Origin of the sequence: Achromobacter pulmonis (genome assembly GCF_021733725.1) — a bacterium.
Classification (GTDB): Bacteria; Pseudomonadota; Gammaproteobacteria; order Burkholderiales; family Burkholderiaceae_B; genus Achromobacter; species Achromobacter pulmonis.
Window position 1 is genome coordinate 1570005 of sequence record NZ_JAIFOT010000001.1, and the last position, 15463, is coordinate 1585467.

Genomic DNA, 15463 nt, shown 5'->3' on the forward strand with positions numbered 1-15463 from the left:
GGGGGTGCCGCGGGCCGTGCTCAGGGTAACTGCGATCCGACAGCGTATTGACGACCTGGTACCCCACCGCCTGCACCAGCAGGCCGATCAGGCCGCCATTGCTGTTGCTGGACTGCACCCCCTGTTATGGCGTAGTAGCCCGACTCCGCCAACGGTATGGTCGCCTGCGCCAGCACTGCGGCGCCGGCGGCCACATCGCCAACTGCTCGACCAGCGCCAACACGACGATACGCATGATCGGGTTCATGTCGGGCTCCCGTCCCGGTGGCTTGCGGTTGGCTGGGGAGACGCGGGCGCGTCGGCCGGAGCGCCGGCGGGTTCGGGGTCAGTCGCTGCGGTCGCCGGCCGGAGTGTTGACCTGCGAGGCGTCGATGATCTCCGTGACCAGCACCGCGTCCGGCCCGTGCAGGAAGTACTCGGTCTCCAGCGGCTCGCGCAGTCTCATGTAGCGGTCTTCGCCGATCTGCATGGTGTGTCCGGCGGCCAGCTCGGCGCCGCTCTCGCGCAGGTAGGCCATGATGTTGTTGAACATGTCCGAATACAGCTCGCCCTGGTGATGGCCCTCGGCCAGCGCGGCGAAATCCGGCAGCCCGAAGCGCCCGGCGCCATAGGTGCGCATCCACACGCCCTGGACGCCTTCGACCTCGTATTTCACGAAGCCGCAGTACAGCATGTTCAAGGGCAGCGAACGCAGCAGTTCCAGGCTCTCGTCGCCCATCGAGTCGCGCGCGAACACGCCCGCGGGCAACGATGTGCGGGCGCCTTCGTTCAGCACCGCGACGGCCTGCGAATCCGTCAGCGCCCCGGCCACCGCCGCCAGCGCCACGTACTGCTCGAGCGGGTCCGTTTCGAAACCTGCGTAGTACAGCAGCACATGGCTGACATGGCCGCGCACCTGTTCCTTGACCTCGGCGGGATAGTGGGCCGGCGCCACGCACGCTTCCAGCGCGTCATGCGGGAAGGGCGCGTCAAACCCCACCAGGCGCACCACATGCTTGCCCCAGCCGGCCAGGGCCAGCAGTTCCGGCATGTCCGGCTCGATCTCGGCGCGCGCCTCGCGCATCTCGGGGTGATAGGCGCGCAGCGCCGCCGCCAGCGCCTCGGCCCGCAGCGCCAAGGGCGCGGCAAACACCACCTGCAGGCACGGGCCGTCCTTCATCGCAGGATTGGCCACCAGGGAAGCGGCGGCGGCCGCGGGCGATTCGGCGCGGCCGAAGAAGCGGGAAAAGATACTCATGTGCGGGGGTCCTGACGATGCGGGAAAAGCGGGGATGCTAGCAAGGCGGCGCCACATGCACGCGGCGCATGTGCAACAAAACCAGGCCGCGCGCTACCGGACGTTAGCAGCCCCCCTGGCTACCGCACCGCTTCACTTCAATTCCCGCGTCGCGCCGATGACGCGCAAGGTCGGCATCAACTGACGCCAGGCGTCCTTGGGAATGACCGCCGGCCGCTTCAAGTCCGCCACGGCCGGATCGTCCAGCAAGTCCCCCTTGCAGGCAAACACGATGCTGTTGGTCATATCGTCGTCCACCACCTCGAACATGGCGCCGCCGAACGCAGCCCGTACCCGCTCGAGATAGACATGGTGCAGCGGATGGTTCACATGGAAATTGATCACCAGGATGCCGTCGTCGCGCAGCGCGCGATGGCAGTCCGCGTAGAAATCCGCGGAACACAGCCCGGGCGGAATGCCGGCGTCGTCGAAGCCGTCCAGCAGCAGCACGTCAGCGGCTTCGCGCAGCCCGCGCAGATGCTCGGCCGCATCGGCCAGGACCACCTTGAAGCGCTCGCCATCGGGCGGCACCATGAACGTGTCGCGCAAGGCGATGACCCCCGGGTCGACCTCGACCACCTCGATACGCGACTGCGCCAGGTAACGGTGGCAGAACTTGGCCAGCGAGCCGCCGCCCAGACCCACCATCAGGATGTCCGCGGGCGCCGGCGCGAACAGCACGAACCCCATCATCATGCGCGTGTATTCCAGGTCCAGCGCGTCCGGGCTGAGGGTGGACATGCGGCTCTGGATGACCTTATCGGAAAAGTGCAGCGTGCGCGTCGTGCCGGATGCCTGCACATAGGGCTGGGCCGGGCTGGCGCCGCGGCTGGCGGCATCCGGCGCCTGGGGCAGGGTGGACAGGGACGGAGAGGAATCTGGGGCGGACATGGGGCAGAAGATACCACCGCCACGGGTCATGGCACTTTCTCGGACAGATCCCAAGCAACCCGGTTAAAGAACCGGCGCCGGCCTGCCGTACATCCCGTATCACCGCAGCATCGCGGGTGCGGGCCGCGCCGGCCCGCCACGACGCCACGCGTCCCGCCACAACGGAATCCCCATGCAACCCCTGGCCCCCGACACCCCTCTTGCGCAAACCGTTCCCGCGGACCACGACGCCCGCGCCGCCGCCCGGCGCGCCGATACCGCCGCCGGACAAGACCGGGACGGCGCGCAAGCCGCCCAACCCGTCTCGATCCGTGTCGTCCTCAGCGACGAGGCCCTGGAGCGCGCCGCCAAGGCGCGCAAGGCGGCGCTCCACATCGCCGCCGACGCGGCCCAGTCGCGCCAGGACCTGGCGCGCGCCCGCATCGCGCAGATCAAACAGCGCATCGATACGCTCAAGAAGATGCTGATGTTCTTGGGCAAGGCCGCGGCCAAGGTCATCCTGCGCGAGCTGCGCCAACTGGCCGGCGAACTCGGCCAGGCCGCCAACGCGCTCAAGGACAGCGGCGGCGCACAACTCGCCACCGGCAGATCGGCGGGCGGCGCCGCCCCCGTGGTCCATGGCGCGCAGGGGGGCCAGGCCAGCGCCGACGCCGCCGGACCGGCCGCGGCCGCCACGGCCGATGGCACCGGTGCCGACGGCGAATCGCAGGCCCACGCCGCCACCTCGCGCGCCCTGTCGGCCTACGCCGCCGCCAGCGACAGCGCCATGGATCCCAGCGCCGAGGCCGACGCGACCCCTGCCGATCCGGCCGCGCAAGACGGCGCCGCCTCGGCCCGCGCCGCCGCGGACGACACCGCCACCTCCGGCGACACCGACACCGCCGGCAACCCGGACGACAAAGACGGCGTCACCGGCGCATCCCGCCAGGACCCGCAAGCCGCGCGCCAGCGCCGCCAGGAAGACGCTCAGGCCGTGCGCGACGCCATCCGCGCCATGAAGGAACTGCTCGCGATGCTCAAGAGCAAGCTGCGGCAACAGGACAAGGAAGCCCAGAAGCAGGTCGCCGAGGTGCGCGACGCCCTGGCCGAGGCCGAAAAAAGCGCACAGGCGATCGAAGGCGGCGCCATGGGCGGCGGCATGGATGGCGGCGCCAGCAGCGACGCCATGACAGGCGCGGCAATGGACGGCGGCGGCGGCCCTGCCGCCCCGGCCTGACCTCCCTCCTTCCCGCGCGGCATCGCCGCGGCCGGGCGCAGGCCGCGCCCGGCATATGATGGACCTCCCGCCACGCCGGACGTCCCCCGCCATGCCTTTCATCCGCCCGCTCTGCTTTGCCTGCCTGCTGGTTCCCTTCCTGGCCACGGCCCAGACCGATACCGACGCCGAGGCCGCTCGGGCGCGCGAAACCCTCAGACAACGGGCCGAGGATCCGGGCTGGATCGACGAGTGCTTCACCGCCGGCAATCCGTTCCGCTATTGCATCTACCTGGACAAGCCGTCCGGCGGCTTGCGCGTCGTCGACCAACACTTGCAGGAACCCTACCAGGTCTACCTGTTCGACAACGGCCCGGACTACCCGCGGGACGGCCGCTACCGCATCCGCCTGAACGGCAAGATCGGCTATGCCGACGAAGAGACCGGCGCCATCGTCATCGCCCCGGTCTATGACTGCGCCTTGCCCTTCGAAGAGGGCCGGACCCGGGCCGGCGTCGGCTGCCGGCAAGAAAGCGACGGCGAACACCGCTGGTGGTCGGGCGGCCGGTGGCAGACCATCGACCGGCAAGGCAAGACCATCGACTAGCTCGACCACTTCGGGAACGTACGTCTTGCCGCCGGCGATCGGGCGGACCTCGTGGGGTGAACGAGCCGGAAAGCGCCGTCAGACGCCCAGCTCATCGAGCCGGGCCTTCAATCGCGGCCCGGCGAAATCAAGAAAAGCGCGCAACTTCAGCGGCAGGATGCCCTGCCCGGGGTGGACCAGGCTGATGGGCCATGGCGCCGGCTCGAACGCGTCGAGCACGGTCCTGACCGCACCGGCACGCAGCGCATCCGCGATCTGGTAGGACAGCACGCGCGTCAGACCGACCCCGGCCATGGCCGCTTCGATTGCGGCTTCCGCGGTGCTCACGGCAAGCCGCGAGCGGATCGGCACCGCCACCTCCGCCTTGCCGGCCCCGAAGGTCCAGACTTGCCTGGACGCAATCTGTTCCATGGTGACGCATGCGTGACCAGCCAGCTCAAGCGGGTGCCTCGGCGTGCCATGCGCGGCGAAGTAGGCCGGACTGGCGCAGACCACCCGACGTGTCGTGCCAACCCGCCTGGCGATGAAACTGCTGTCGGAGAGCTCCGCGATCCGCACGGCCACGTCGATCTGATCTTCCAGGAGATGCATCACGCGATCGGTCAGCACCATCCGCACATCGACGTCCGGATAGGTCCTGAGGAATTCCGCGACCACGGGCACCAGATGCACGCGTCCGAAGACGACCGGCGCGGTCACGACCAGCTCCCCTTTGGGCGCCGCGTATTCCCCCGACGCGGCGCGCTCGGCCTCTCCCACTTCTTCCAGAATGCGCCGGCACGCGGCGACATAGGATTGACCGGCTTCGGTCAGGGCAAGTCGCCGGGTGGAGCGATGCAGCAGTCGGGTTTTCAGGTGCGACTCCAGATCCGCGACCTTGCGGCTGACCGTCGCAAGCGGAATCTCCAGCTTGCGGGCCGCCGCGGAAAGACTCCCTGCATCGACCACGGCAACCAGAATCGACATGGCTTCGAGACGATCGGTCATGTTCTCATTTCTTGAGAGGATGATTCCCAATTATGCGGGGTTATCTTTCCCCCGAGAAGCTCCTACGATCCAGACGTCCCCGGCGAACGCGCCGGACATCTGGAGATGCGCCGTGTCCACCCTTTCGAGCACCAAACCGGAGGCCCTGCAATGCAGCGCTTCCCTTGAACACTTGCCCGTCAACCTGTTCGCAGCGGTCATGGGCATTGCCGGACTCTCGATCGCATGGCGCCAAGCCAGCCAGCAATTCGGCGTTACGCCGCTGATATCCGCGGCAACCGGGCTGCTTGCCATTTTGGTGTTCCTGGTGCTTGGCGGCGGCTATCTCGCCAAGGCAATCAGGCATCCGGCGGCGGTCGCCGCCGAGTTTCGGCACCCGGTCGCGGGCAACTTCTTTGGCACGATCACAATTGCCGTCCTGCTGCTTTCCGCTGTGATTTCACCGGTGAGCCAGCCGCTCGCCGAAGCGGTCTGGGGGGTGGGGGCCGTTGCCACGGTCGCATTCAGCTTCACCATTGCAAGCCGGCTGCTGCAGGGCAAGATCGAAACCCGGCATGCGGTTCCCGCGTGGTTCATTCCCGGGGTCGCCACACTGGATATCGCGGTCGCCGGGGGCACCATGCCCATGCCGTGGGCCCATGAGCTCAACCTGTTCGCACTGGCCGTTGGAACAATGATTGCCCTCTTGTTCTTTACGATCATCATGTCGCGCGTGATTCATCACGAGCCCCTGCCGGCCGCCATGATTCCGTCGCTGTTGATCATGATGGCGCCGTTTGAAGTGGGGTTTCTCGCCTACACCAACTTCACCCAGCGTGTCGACACGTTCTCCGGGCTGCTGTTCTACTTCGGTCTCTTCCTCTTCCTGACACTGGCGCCCAAAGTATTTCGCAAGGGAATTCCGTTCGCTTCCGGATGGTGGGCCATCAGCTTTCCAATGGCGGCTCTCGCAAGTGCCGCGCTGAAGTACTCGATGTTCGCCCAGGCCTGGCCGGTCACGCTGATTGCAATCATCCTGCTCGCCCTGCTGAGCATCGCGATCGCGGTTCTCTTCTTCAGAACGCTGCAAATGCTCCTGAATGGCAGGCTGCTGACCGGTTGAAACCGTCATTGGCCAACGGCGCAGGGAAGGTTGCGCGTGGGAACGTATTGTAAGGTTACAATAAATGGTTTCCATTCTCATTGATGCGCGGGGTTTTGCGCATCCATCCTCTCCAGCCCTTCGCCGCCAGCCATCCCTGCCATGCACCTTCGTTCCGCTCCGGCATTCGCCGCCGCCGTGGCCCTTGCCGCGCCTTTCACCGCGCCTGCGCAGACGCCTGATTCCGCCGTACAACTGCCCGCCGTGCGCGTTACCGGGGAGGGCGATTCTGGCGAAGGCAACCTGTTCAACCCTGTCGCACCGCCGGCGGTCAACAAGTCATCCGTTCCCCTGGCCAAGACGCCCCAGTCGATCACCGTGGTACCGCGGGCGGTCCTGGACGCGCAGCAGGCGCAGACCCTGGCCGATGCGCTGCACAACGTGCCCGGCGTGGTCGCCAATCAGTTTGGCCGTCGCGGCTGGGACGACCTCATCATCCGCGGCCAGGTGGCCTCGGATTCCGTATTCCTGGACGGGCTGCGCACGGCGGCAAGCAATCGCATCGCCGAAACGCTTTTCGGCGTGGAACAAGTGGAGGTCCTGAAGGGGCCCGCCTCGCTGCTTTACGGCCAGGTTCTTCCTGGCGGCCTGGTCAACATGGTCAGCAAACGCCCGCGCGCCGAGGCCTTCGCCGATGTCGCCACCACCCTGGGCAGCCATGACTTCCGACAGGCCACGCTGGACATGGGCACGCCTTTGTCGGAGAACGGCAAGGCGGCCTTTCGCATCAATGCCCTGGCCATGAATTCGCATGACGAAACCGACCACGTGTGGTTCAAGAACCGGTTCATAGCCCCGTCGCTGTCATTGGATCTGGGTCCGCGCACGGATTTCACGATCCTGACCAGCTACCAGGAACGCCGTTACATCCGCCAGCAGGGCTTGCCGATCGTAGGATCGGTCAAGCCAAATCCCAATGGCGCGATCCCCCGCGACCGCTTTACCGGCGAGCCTGGCCAGGACCCCTATCGCGGCTACCAGAGCCGCGTGGGCTATGCGCTGACGCATCGCTTCGACAATGGCTGGACGGTCAATCAGAACGTGCGTTGGCAAACCTTCACCCTCAACGGCCAGTTGGTCGCCAACGGCCTATTGCGCGCCGACAATCAGACGCTGCGGCGCACCGCCACGGACCAGCATTGGGACGGCGACACGATCACGCTGGACACCAACGCGCAGCGGAAATTCGCAACGGGATTCGGCCGCCACGAAATCACCCTGGGCCTGGACTACCTGCGCACGCGCGAGAACAGTCTGTCGTACAACTGCTCGGTGCGGGACCTCAACGTGTACCAACCGGTTTACGGCAGCCCCATCAACTGCCCCGCCAATCCGCGCACCGACAGCAGCAGCACCGTCCGCTCGATCGGGCTGTATGCCCGCGACCAGATCGCTTTGGGAGAGAAATGGAACGCGGTCTTCGGCCTGCGCCATGACACCGCAACCACCTACTCGACCGACCATCGCACCCAATCGCGAGAGGACAGCAGCGACAACGCCATCACGGGATCAGGCGCATTGATGTACGAGGTCCTGCCAGGCGTGCGGCCCTATGTCAGCTATGCCACATCGTTCTATCCAAACAGCGGCACCGACGCGAACGGCAGCGCATTCAAGCCGGAAAGCGGCAGCCAATGGGAAGCCGGCGTAAAAATCGACCTTGACGAGGGCGCAACCAGCATCACCGTGGCGGCGTTCGATCTTGAGCGCCGCAACGTCCTCCAGGCGGACCCGTTGAACGACGGTTACAGCATCGCGGTCGGCAAGCAGCGCACGCGCGGCGCGGAACTGGGATGGGCGTCGGACCTGGGCAACGGCCTGAGCCTGACGGGAGGCTACGCGTATCTCTCGGCCGTTGTCGTCGACGATGGCGGCCAACAGCCGTCGACCGACAATACCCGCCTTAACAGCGTCCCGCGGCACAGCTTCAACGTGACCGCGCGCTATCGGATGCGCGGCAGCCTGACCGGCTGGGAACTGACCGGCGGCCTGCGCGGCGAAGGAAGCCGCTATACCTACGGCTACGACCTGCCTGGTTATGTCGTGGCGGATGCTGGCGTGGCCTATAACGCGGAACGCTGGCGCGCGGCGCTGACCGTCAACAACCTCCTCGATAAACACTACTACGCCGGAGGGGTGCGTAACGCCGTCGCGCTGGGCGATGGCCGCATTACCTTGCTTACGCTGTCGTACCGCCATTGAGATGACGGAGCGCTTCGGGGTGGCGGGAGCAACGCCGGCGGCCAGCCGGCCGGTACGGCGTGGCGCTCGCAGGTGGCGTTGATCGCGCAATGCCCGGAGCGCTCAGGCGGTCAGGAAGCGCATGACTTCGGCCCAATCGTTCGTCGACAGGGCGACATCCTCGAAGTCGCCAGCTTCCTCGTCGTAGCGTGACACGCAGAAGCGCTGGCTCCTGCCGGATTCGCGGTCGGCATAGTTGGCGTAGTCGACATACACCTTCAAACTACGCGCCTCGTTCTCGAACGAAGGAGCGGCATCGATATAGCTCGACGTGTCGAAATATCCTTCGGGAAGGGGCGGCAGGGTTGTTATGTCGAAGTCGGGAAATTCGCGACGTAGTCGTTCAAGATTCATAAGGGATGCATGTAGAGGCTGGAAGCCTGACATTTTACGTTGCTCAGCGCAATCGCCGCGATGGCCTCCGAAACTGGCGGTTCTCAGCGAGGGCCAGTCACTTGCTACCTGCGGGGACCAGGTCAAAGGCAAAGAACGACGGCGCCGTCGATGGCGAGCATGAAGGGCCACCCCGGGGGTGAACAGCAAGGCTCTCGAAGATCAACACAGAAAACGCCTTGGCGTATCGGGCTTCCCAAAAATCCTCCGATGGCGACGCCAGCAAGCCGATGCGCTCCCGCCCCATGATCGGCCCGGCCAGCGTCCAATGAGGGGGGGCTCAGAAAACGGAAAGCGAAGCGCGCGAGGCCGCTTTCAGCGGACGCTTGCACTATCGGGAAGCGTGCCGTTTCGCCATTCCCGTGGCGTCATGCTGCAATGTGCCTTGAATGCGCGAGAAAGCGCGGCTTCACTGCCGTAACCAACCTCAATCGCGATCATCTTCAACGGCCGCCCCTGTCGCAACGCCCGCTGCGCCAACCTGATGCGCCAGCCCTGTAAATAAACGCCAGGGGTACAACCGACAACGCTGCGGAAACTGTTGGCGAATACGGTACGGGACATTCCCGAGATGCCGGCCAGCGTATCCAGTGACCATGCTTGCCGCGGTTGATCGTGCATTGCCACGAGGGCGTGGCGCAACTTGGGGTGCGACAAGCCGGCCAGCATGCCCCCGCTGATCTTCCCTGTCTCCATCAAGTGCCGCAACACCTGAATCAACACCACCTCGAACAACCGGTCAATTAGCACATGCCGACCACAGTTGTTGCCGAATGCCTCATCGAACAGCAGCGTCAGCACTTGATCGACCCCATCGACGTCATCCAGCGCCAAGCAGATCACGTCGGGCAACGCACCCGCCACCGGATTTGAAATTCCGCCATCGAATTGAAGATCTGCACACACCAGGTCTGAGCCGCGCTGGGTGTCCGTCATAAAGCGCCTGGACATGGGGCGCGGATAGAGCAGCAGGCTTGGAGCGTTCACCTGGAGTGAGGGGCGCCCAGGATGGATGACCTCCACCGCCCCTGTCCTGACCAAATGCATCTGACCACCCTCGTTTGGGGCGGAGAAATCGGTGATGCCGCACATGGCACCCGAATGAAACATGCGTGCGCGTACCGGGAAGTGGTTCAGCAGTGCCCCCAAGCGGTCGGTACATGCATCGGTCAATTTGGAACTCCTAATCAAGTTTTATGCATTTTATGAACCCATCCGTACCGCGTCCAGTTCTAAAGTTCGTCCTGCCACCCGGCTCCATTCAACCTCAAGTCACAAGGAGGACCTTATGTCGATCAGAAAACTCCTGTACCGCGCCCAAGCCACTGCCATCGGCGGTCGTGAAGGGAGCGCCCCCTCTTCGGTTGGCGTCCTGAAAGTCCGGCTTTCCCCCCACGGGAACTTGGTGGCGCTGGCGGGTGCAATCCCAACCGGTTTCGGCATTGAGGTCGATCTGCAAATCAGCCGCGCTTGAGCCTCGTTTGAGTCTCACGGCCCTATTCATCTTCAACCAAAGGATCAGCATCATGAAGTTCACAAACAAGCTCATCGCCGCCTCTGCCATGGCTCTGGCGTCCACCCTGTCCCTGGCGGCAGGCAGTCCCGGTGTCGAGCGCAATACCCAAGCCTTCCTCGAAGCCTTGGCTAAAGGCGGTGGCCAGCCACTGGAAACGCTGTCGCCTGCCGATGCCCGCCAAGTGCTTGTTGGCGCACAGAAGGGCGCGAAGCTAGCGCCTGCCGACGTGAGCGAGAAAACGATCACCGTTGATGGCAAGCCGATCGTGTTGAACATCGTTCGTCCCGCCGGCTCCAAAGGCGTATTGCCCGCGTTCATCTTCGTGCATGGCGGCGGCTGGATTCTGGGCGATTTTCCGACGCACGAGCGCTTCGTTCGCGATCTGGTCGCCGACTCCGGCGTGGTGGGGATTTTCGTGAACTACACCCCTTCGCCCGAGGCGCGTTACCCCGTGGCCATCAACGAAATCTACGCGGCCACCAAGTGGGTAGCTGACAACGGCTCGCAGATAAATGTGGATGGTAAGCGGCTGGCCATTGTGGGCAACAGCGTAGGCGGCAACATGGCCACGGTGGTGGCGCTGATGGCCAAGGCCAAGGGCACGCCCAAGCTGCGCTCGCAAGTATTGTTCTGGCCCGTCACCAACGCCAACTTCGAGAATGCGTCCTACGACGAGTATGCCAACGGCCACTTCCTGACCAAGGGCATGATGAAGTGGTTCTGGGATGCCTATACCACCGACCCGAAGCAGCGCCAGGAGATTTACGCCTCGCCGCTGCTGGCAACATCCGAGCAGTTGAAGGGGCTTCCCCCGACGCTGATCCAGACGGCCGAGAAGGACGTGCTGCGCGATGAAGGTGAAGCCTACGCACGCAAGCTGGATGCCGCAGGTGTGAACGTGGTCTCAACCCGCTATAACGGCATGATTCACGACTTCGGCCTGCTCAATGTGCTAGCTGACGTGCCGGCTACGCGCGCCGCTTTGCATCAAGCTAGTGAAGAGTTGAAGGCGCGTTTGCGCTGAAGTGAAATAGCCGCACCCAAGCCATAGGGGTATCCGGTTTGGGTGTGATCATTTTTGCTGAAAAGCCGCGCGAACTTGGCTGGCCTGGCTGCGCCAGTGACCAGTCAAGCCCATTTCACGGTACCTGCTGGAGCACATCGAACGACGCAAGGCATGGCCGGCGACGCCATCGCCTTCCCGGCCGTCAATCATCCAGCACGCAGTGCGAGAGACTCCGCATCGCATCGATGGCGCGATCGGTGGATTCGCCCATCTGGGCATGCACGATGGCGCCGTCAATCGCGACCGTAAGGGCGGCGCCCAGGGTGTGACCAGGGCTCTCGAAGAGCACGTCCAGACATCTCGCGACGTCCTTCTTGTGCTCGCGCACGATCTTCAAAATGGCGGGATGCGTGGAGCCGAACTCGGCCACGGCATTCAGAAAGGCGCAACCGCGGAAATCCTCGCTGTCGAACCAATCGCGCAGCGTAAGCGCCAGCGAGTCGATCTTCGAGGCGCCGGAGTCCAGATTGGAAGCGAGACTCTCTCGAAACCACTGCATCCAGCGTTCGTGGCGGAACTCGAGATACGCCATCACCAGCAATTCCTTGCTGGGATAGTGCCGATAGAACGTCACCTTGGTGACAGCGGCGGCTTCGATGATCTTGTCGACCCCGGTGGCGCGGATGCCCTGGCCGTAAAACAGGGCATGGGCCGCATGCAGGATGCGTTCACGAGGCGAGAGCGTGTCGACGGGGGGAGTGTTGCGTGTCATGGCGCATTGTAGACAGATCGGTCCACTGCCCGCAATTTGAAGTAGACAGGTCGTTCCACTTGCATTAACCTGCGCATGTAGACAGATCGTTCTACTTTCTTTTGCCCAGGAGCAATCATGGAAACTCGTCCCCCCCTGCCGCCGTTCACGAAAGAAACCGCCATCCAGAAGGTACGGCTCGCGGAAGATGGCTGGAACTCGCGCGACGCCGCGAAGGTCGCACTGGCCTACACGCTGGATACCAAATGGCGCAATCGCGCCGAGTTCGCCAACAACCGGACGGAAGCCCAAGCCTTCCTGGATCGGAAATGGAAGAAGGAACTCGACTACCGGCTCATCAAGGAACTCTGGGCCCACGATGGCAACCGGATCGCCGTGCGTTATGCCTACGAGTGGCACGACGACGCGGGCAACTGGTTCCGTTCTTATGGAAACGAGAACTGGGAGTTCATGCCTGATGGACTGATGCAACGCCGCTACGCCTGCGTCAACGACATGCCGATCAAGGAATCGGAGCGAAAGTTCCATTGGCCGCTCGGCCGCCGGCCCGACGATCATCCGGGCCTGTCGGAGCTCGGCCTCTGAACGACCGCAAGAATGGTGAGTCGGAGCGTCCAGCCCGCATGCGCTTGACCTCCGCTCCCTATTTCGCCTTGCTAAGCCTGGCCTGACAGTCCCTCTGCGACCGACTTTATTTCCCGTTTTCAGCCGTGAAGAACAGGAATAAAGTTCGCTTGGTTACTCAAGCCAGCCGCGGCCGCGTACCATCCGCGAGCGTCAGCTTTCGGAATGGGGCTGGTTCCCCGGCTGCGCTACAGGCGGCCGTCCAGAGTGTGACTTGAATCCAGCCGCGGCGTATCCAGCAGTCGTGCCTTCACATCGAGTAGCTCGTCGTCAGACACATCGAAACGCTCTATCCACACTTCGCCTTTCAGTCCGGTCAGCCGCGGTTCGCCGGCGGCACTGGCTGCCAGGTGTAGCCCAAACACGGCGCTGCGCAGCTGTTTGAGCGCTGCGTTCGGAAGTGCGTACTGCGGAGGCTTAGGATCAATCGCCGTCGCAGCCAGGTCGGGCTCATTGCCAGCCTGAATGACGATACCGGCGCCATAGTCATAGAAGGCAAACCAGTCCGGAGGCAATTCCGAGCGCAACGTGTGCAAGCCGCCGGCCTGCGTCACCATGTCGCGATTGATTGCGGTCAGCCAAGACACCGTCTTGAGCGTGTTGGGTTTGAGCACCATGGCGGAGAATACTGGTGCCCCTACGTCAACGCCGCGGGCCTGCTCCGACGCGAAGGCTTCGGTGGGCTGGTTACTGTTCCATTCCGACGGGGACAGCACAAAACCAAAACCACCATGACCATGCAGTGCTTGCAGCCGGCCTGCAAACTCGACGAACAAGGCTTGAAAGACTTTGGGTTGCTCGACAATATCAACAAAGGGCAACGCAAACCGCAGCACGTCCAGACGGCCTGTTTTTTTAGCGGTCCAAGCCGGTGCGGCGTTGACATAAAAGGAGTTGGGACCGGCGTCCTCGCGCTTGATGCCGCTCGTGTACTGCAGGTCGAGCTTCTCGTCTTCGTCGAGCGTTTTGAAAAAATCGCGGATCTTCGGAGCTTTGGCGTAGGGCATGCACGGCGGGCCTGACGGGGGCTCTCCACGCCACAGCCATGTGAGAGCATCGCCCGCCTGCGCTACGTAATCGTCAAAACACTGTGCGATTGCGTCCCGCTTAACCTGTGTATGGCCCCCCTCAAAATACAAGGTGCCTGTGATGGCGATGACCGCGCCCACATAGTCGTGACGGCTCTTGGGCATGAGCATCGCCCCGGGGAACTGCTGCGCCTGCGTGTTCTCGCGAAGTGCTGCGGCAAACGCCTCGCGGCTCATGTCGGGATGAAAGTCTGTCATAGGTCGTCTCAGGGTACGGCGGGGGCGGGCTCAGGGATTCCACCGGGCAAGGGGGGCAGGCGACCGCGCATATACATCCGCAGCAAAGTGTAAAGCGCCTGGCTCGCCGGTACGGCGTACTTGTATTGACCCAGCGGAACCTGCCCAGGTTAAGCGGCTAAAGCAAATGCCTCAGCCGGTGTTTTCATGCCAAGCGCCTGGTGTGGTCGTCGGTCGCTGTAAAAGCCTATCCAGTCGCCGATCACGCGGCTGGCATGTTGGATCGTCTCGAAGCGATATCGATGCACACACTGCTCTTTGAGCGTGCGTATCACGCGCTTGACCATACCGTTCTGCTGAGGGCAATGCGGTGTGATGAACTCCTGGCGCAATTCATAACCGCGTACCAGTGCGGTGTAGCTGCGCGACGTGAACACCAGCCCATTATCCGAGCGCAACAGGAACGGTATCGGTACGCGGCCCAACGCCCCGAAGCGCGCAATCAAGGCATGTTCCAGGGCGCTACCCGCGGTGCCCGCCTTGCCGCTGCGAGACAGGTGCCAGCCTAAGAGTTCGCGCGTGTGGCAGTCGATCACCAGCGCCAGCGTTGCCCAACCGTCCCGGCCAGCCCACACCCGGCACATATCCGTGGACCAGCGTTCGTTAGGCATCGTTGCCACCGAGGGCAGCGCCTGGATCCGAGGCCTGAAGCCGATCGGCCGCTTACGAACTTGCCAGCCCATCAACTGAAACACGCGTTGCACGGTGTTCTTGTTGAACCCCAGCAGGGGCGCGACGGTCCGGTATCCAAACGACGGCGACTCCTCGATCACCGCCTTGATCGGCGAGGCGAACTTCGGGTCAACCTTTGGCGCGGACTTCACCGCCTTGTAGTACACCGTGCGGCGCGGCACACCGAACCAGCGACACAGCTTGGCGATCGAGACCGTGATGCCCTCGGCTTGCAGTCCCTGGCGGATCGTCGGGGACGCCGAGTCTCGATCACTTCTCGTCCTCGCCCAGCAGGGACTGCAATTTTTTTCTGGCGCGCAGCTCCAGCATCGCCTCGCCGTACGCCTCTTGCAGGCCTTTAAGCTGGCGCTCGTACTGTTCACGCACATCCTGCGGGTTGGCTCGCAAGGCGTTCTCCATCCCCCGCTTGCCGTCATCGACCCACCGCTCGACTTCCGATGGCGACAGGTCATATTGGCGGCTCGCCTCGGCCACTGTCGTCTTGCCTTGGATGATGTCCAGCACCAGCGCGCCTTTGCGCTTGGCTGTCCAGCGTTTGATGTCTTCTTCCATCTTCGTGCTCATCGTCATTTCCTCGATTATGACGTGAGCAGGTTTTTACTGGGTCAATACATGTGCTGCGACCGACTTTATTTCGCGTTTTCACGCGCCATAAAGCTGTCTCATCCAAACACCAAAAGCGAAAGAGACCGCGGCATGCGGCCTCTTTCGCTTTTTAAAGATACTTAGTGAATTTTGAAATCTAAACAAGCACTTTTTACAAACGTTGCTGGAGTACAGATTTTATTTCTTAATA

The 15463-nt window shown here is 63.5% G+C and carries 16 protein-coding genes; 7 read left to right on the plus strand and 9 right to left on the minus strand.

Annotation, left to right across the window (positions count from 1 at the left end):
* Nucleotides 1-325: 325 nt before the first annotated feature.
* Both K2W61_RS07215 and K2W61_RS07220 read right to left on the minus strand, forming a co-directional pair.
* On the minus strand, nt 326-1237 hold the full coding sequence (locus K2W61_RS07215) for a DUF4261 domain-containing protein (RefSeq protein WP_236755329.1): 912 nt from the start codon (nt 1235-1237) through the stop codon (nt 326-328).
* A 132-nt stretch (nt 1238-1369) separates the two neighbouring features.
* On the minus strand, nt 1370-2167 hold the full coding sequence (locus K2W61_RS07220) for a fused MFS/spermidine synthase (protein WP_236755330.1): 798 nt from the start codon (nt 2165-2167) through the stop codon (nt 1370-1372).
* 172 nt (nt 2168-2339) lie between these two features.
* Here K2W61_RS07220 and K2W61_RS07225 point away from each other — a divergent pair, with 172 nt between their 5' ends.
* Nucleotides 2340-3383, plus strand: coding sequence for a hypothetical protein (locus K2W61_RS07225; RefSeq protein WP_236755332.1), 1044 nt, complete (start codon nt 2340-2342; stop codon nt 3381-3383).
* Nucleotides 3384-3474: 91 nt separating this feature from the next.
* Nucleotides 3475-3969: a WG repeat-containing protein gene (locus tag K2W61_RS07230; RefSeq protein ID WP_236755334.1), complete on the plus strand. Its 495-nt coding sequence runs from the start codon at nt 3475-3477 to the stop codon at nt 3967-3969.
* Nucleotides 3970-4047: 78 nt separating this feature from the next.
* Here the strand turns inward: K2W61_RS07230 and K2W61_RS07235 are convergent, their stop codons facing one another.
* Nucleotides 4048-4956, minus strand: coding sequence for a LysR family transcriptional regulator (locus tag K2W61_RS07235; protein ID WP_217483957.1), 909 nt, complete (start codon nt 4954-4956; stop codon nt 4048-4050).
* 112 nt (nt 4957-5068) lie between these two features.
* Between K2W61_RS07235 and K2W61_RS07240 the strand changes: the two genes are divergently transcribed.
* Nucleotides 5069-6058, plus strand: a complete 990-nt coding sequence (locus tag K2W61_RS07240) for an SLAC1 anion channel family protein (protein WP_236755336.1) — start codon at nt 5069-5071, stop codon at nt 6056-6058.
* Between the two features lie 141 nt (nt 6059-6199).
* Nucleotides 6200-8299, plus strand: coding sequence for a TonB-dependent siderophore receptor (locus K2W61_RS07245; protein ID WP_236755337.1), 2100 nt, complete (start codon nt 6200-6202; stop codon nt 8297-8299).
* Between the two features lie 102 nt (nt 8300-8401).
* Here K2W61_RS07245 and K2W61_RS07250 read toward each other — a convergent pair whose 3' ends face one another.
* Together K2W61_RS07250 and K2W61_RS07255 are read right to left on the minus strand one after the other, a co-directional pair.
* Complete coding sequence (locus K2W61_RS07250; RefSeq protein WP_175133333.1) at nt 8402-8692, minus strand: hypothetical protein; 291 nt, start codon at nt 8690-8692, stop codon at nt 8402-8404.
* Nucleotides 8693-9046: 354 nt separating this feature from the next.
* Complete coding sequence (locus K2W61_RS07255) at nt 9047-9904, minus strand: AraC family transcriptional regulator (RefSeq protein ID WP_175133334.1); 858 nt, start codon at nt 9902-9904, stop codon at nt 9047-9049.
* Nucleotides 9905-10019: 115 nt separating this feature from the next.
* Between K2W61_RS07255 and K2W61_RS07260 the strand changes: the two genes are divergently transcribed.
* Nucleotides 10020-10205, plus strand: a complete 186-nt coding sequence (locus K2W61_RS07260; protein WP_175133335.1) for a hypothetical protein — start codon at nt 10020-10022, stop codon at nt 10203-10205.
* A gap of 52 nt (nt 10206-10257) precedes the next feature.
* Entirely contained in the window at nt 10258-11271 is a 1014-nt protein-coding gene (locus K2W61_RS07265) for an alpha/beta hydrolase (RefSeq protein WP_236755339.1), read from the plus strand.
* 184 nt (nt 11272-11455) lie between these two features.
* Here the strand turns inward: K2W61_RS07265 and K2W61_RS07270 are convergent, their stop codons facing one another.
* Nucleotides 11456-12025, minus strand: a complete 570-nt coding sequence (locus K2W61_RS07270; RefSeq protein WP_175133337.1) for a TetR/AcrR family transcriptional regulator — start codon at nt 12023-12025, stop codon at nt 11456-11458.
* Between the two features lie 117 nt (nt 12026-12142).
* On the opposite strand from K2W61_RS07270, the gene K2W61_RS07275 reads away from it, so the two are divergent.
* Nucleotides 12143-12610, plus strand: a complete 468-nt coding sequence (locus tag K2W61_RS07275; protein WP_175133338.1) for a nuclear transport factor 2 family protein — start codon at nt 12143-12145, stop codon at nt 12608-12610.
* 227 nt (nt 12611-12837) lie between these two features.
* On the opposite strand, the gene K2W61_RS07280 is transcribed toward K2W61_RS07275, so the two are convergent.
* The 3 genes from K2W61_RS07280 to K2W61_RS07290 form a co-directional block, all read right to left on the minus strand.
* The gene (locus K2W61_RS07280) at nt 12838-13935 is read right to left on the minus strand and encodes a type VI immunity family protein (RefSeq protein ID WP_236755340.1); all 1098 of its coding nucleotides are present in this window, start codon (nt 13933-13935) and stop codon (nt 12838-12840) included.
* A gap of 149 nt (nt 13936-14084) precedes the next feature.
* On the minus strand, nt 14085-14894 hold the full coding sequence (locus tag K2W61_RS07285; protein WP_236756956.1) for an IS3 family transposase: 810 nt from the start codon (nt 14892-14894) through the stop codon (nt 14085-14087).
* A 22-nt stretch (nt 14895-14916) separates the two neighbouring features.
* Nucleotides 14917-15231: a DUF1153 domain-containing protein gene (locus K2W61_RS07290; RefSeq protein ID WP_236755342.1), complete on the minus strand. Its 315-nt coding sequence runs from the start codon at nt 15229-15231 to the stop codon at nt 14917-14919.
* Nucleotides 15232-15463: the final 232 nt, after the last annotated feature.

Bases quoted from the DNA above. Each gene is read 5' to 3' on its own strand.
- K2W61_RS07280 (WP_236755340.1), bottom strand. From the start codon at position 13,935: ATGACAGACTTTCATCCCGACATGAGCCGCGAGGCGTTTGCCGCAGCA.
- K2W61_RS07250 (WP_175133333.1), bottom strand. From the start codon at position 8,692: ATGAATCTTGAACGACTACGTCGCGAATTTCCCGACTTCGACATAACA.
- K2W61_RS07220 (WP_236755330.1), bottom strand. From the start codon at position 2,167: ATGTCCGCCCCAGATTCCTCTCCGTCCCTGTCCACCCTGCCCCAGGCG.
- K2W61_RS07290 (WP_236755342.1), bottom strand. From the start codon at position 15,231: ATGAGCACGAAGATGGAAGAAGACATCAAACGCTGGACAGCCAAGCGC.
- K2W61_RS07230 (WP_236755334.1), top strand. From the start codon at position 3,475: ATGCCTTTCATCCGCCCGCTCTGCTTTGCCTGCCTGCTGGTTCCCTTC.
- K2W61_RS07270 (WP_175133337.1), bottom strand. From the start codon at position 12,025: ATGACACGCAACACTCCCCCCGTCGACACGCTCTCGCCTCGTGAACGC.
- K2W61_RS07265 (WP_236755339.1), top strand. From the start codon at position 10,258: ATGAAGTTCACAAACAAGCTCATCGCCGCCTCTGCCATGGCTCTGGCG.
- K2W61_RS07275 (WP_175133338.1), top strand. From the start codon at position 12,143: ATGGAAACTCGTCCCCCCCTGCCGCCGTTCACGAAAGAAACCGCCATC.
- K2W61_RS07245 (WP_236755337.1), top strand. From the start codon at position 6,200: ATGCACCTTCGTTCCGCTCCGGCATTCGCCGCCGCCGTGGCCCTTGCC.
- K2W61_RS07260 (WP_175133335.1), top strand. From the start codon at position 10,020: ATGTCGATCAGAAAACTCCTGTACCGCGCCCAAGCCACTGCCATCGGC.
- K2W61_RS07235 (WP_217483957.1), bottom strand. From the start codon at position 4,956: ATGACCGATCGTCTCGAAGCCATGTCGATTCTGGTTGCCGTGGTCGAT.
- K2W61_RS07215 (WP_236755329.1), bottom strand. From the start codon at position 1,237: ATGAGTATCTTTTCCCGCTTCTTCGGCCGCGCCGAATCGCCCGCGGCC.
- K2W61_RS07225 (WP_236755332.1), top strand. From the start codon at position 2,340: ATGCAACCCCTGGCCCCCGACACCCCTCTTGCGCAAACCGTTCCCGCG.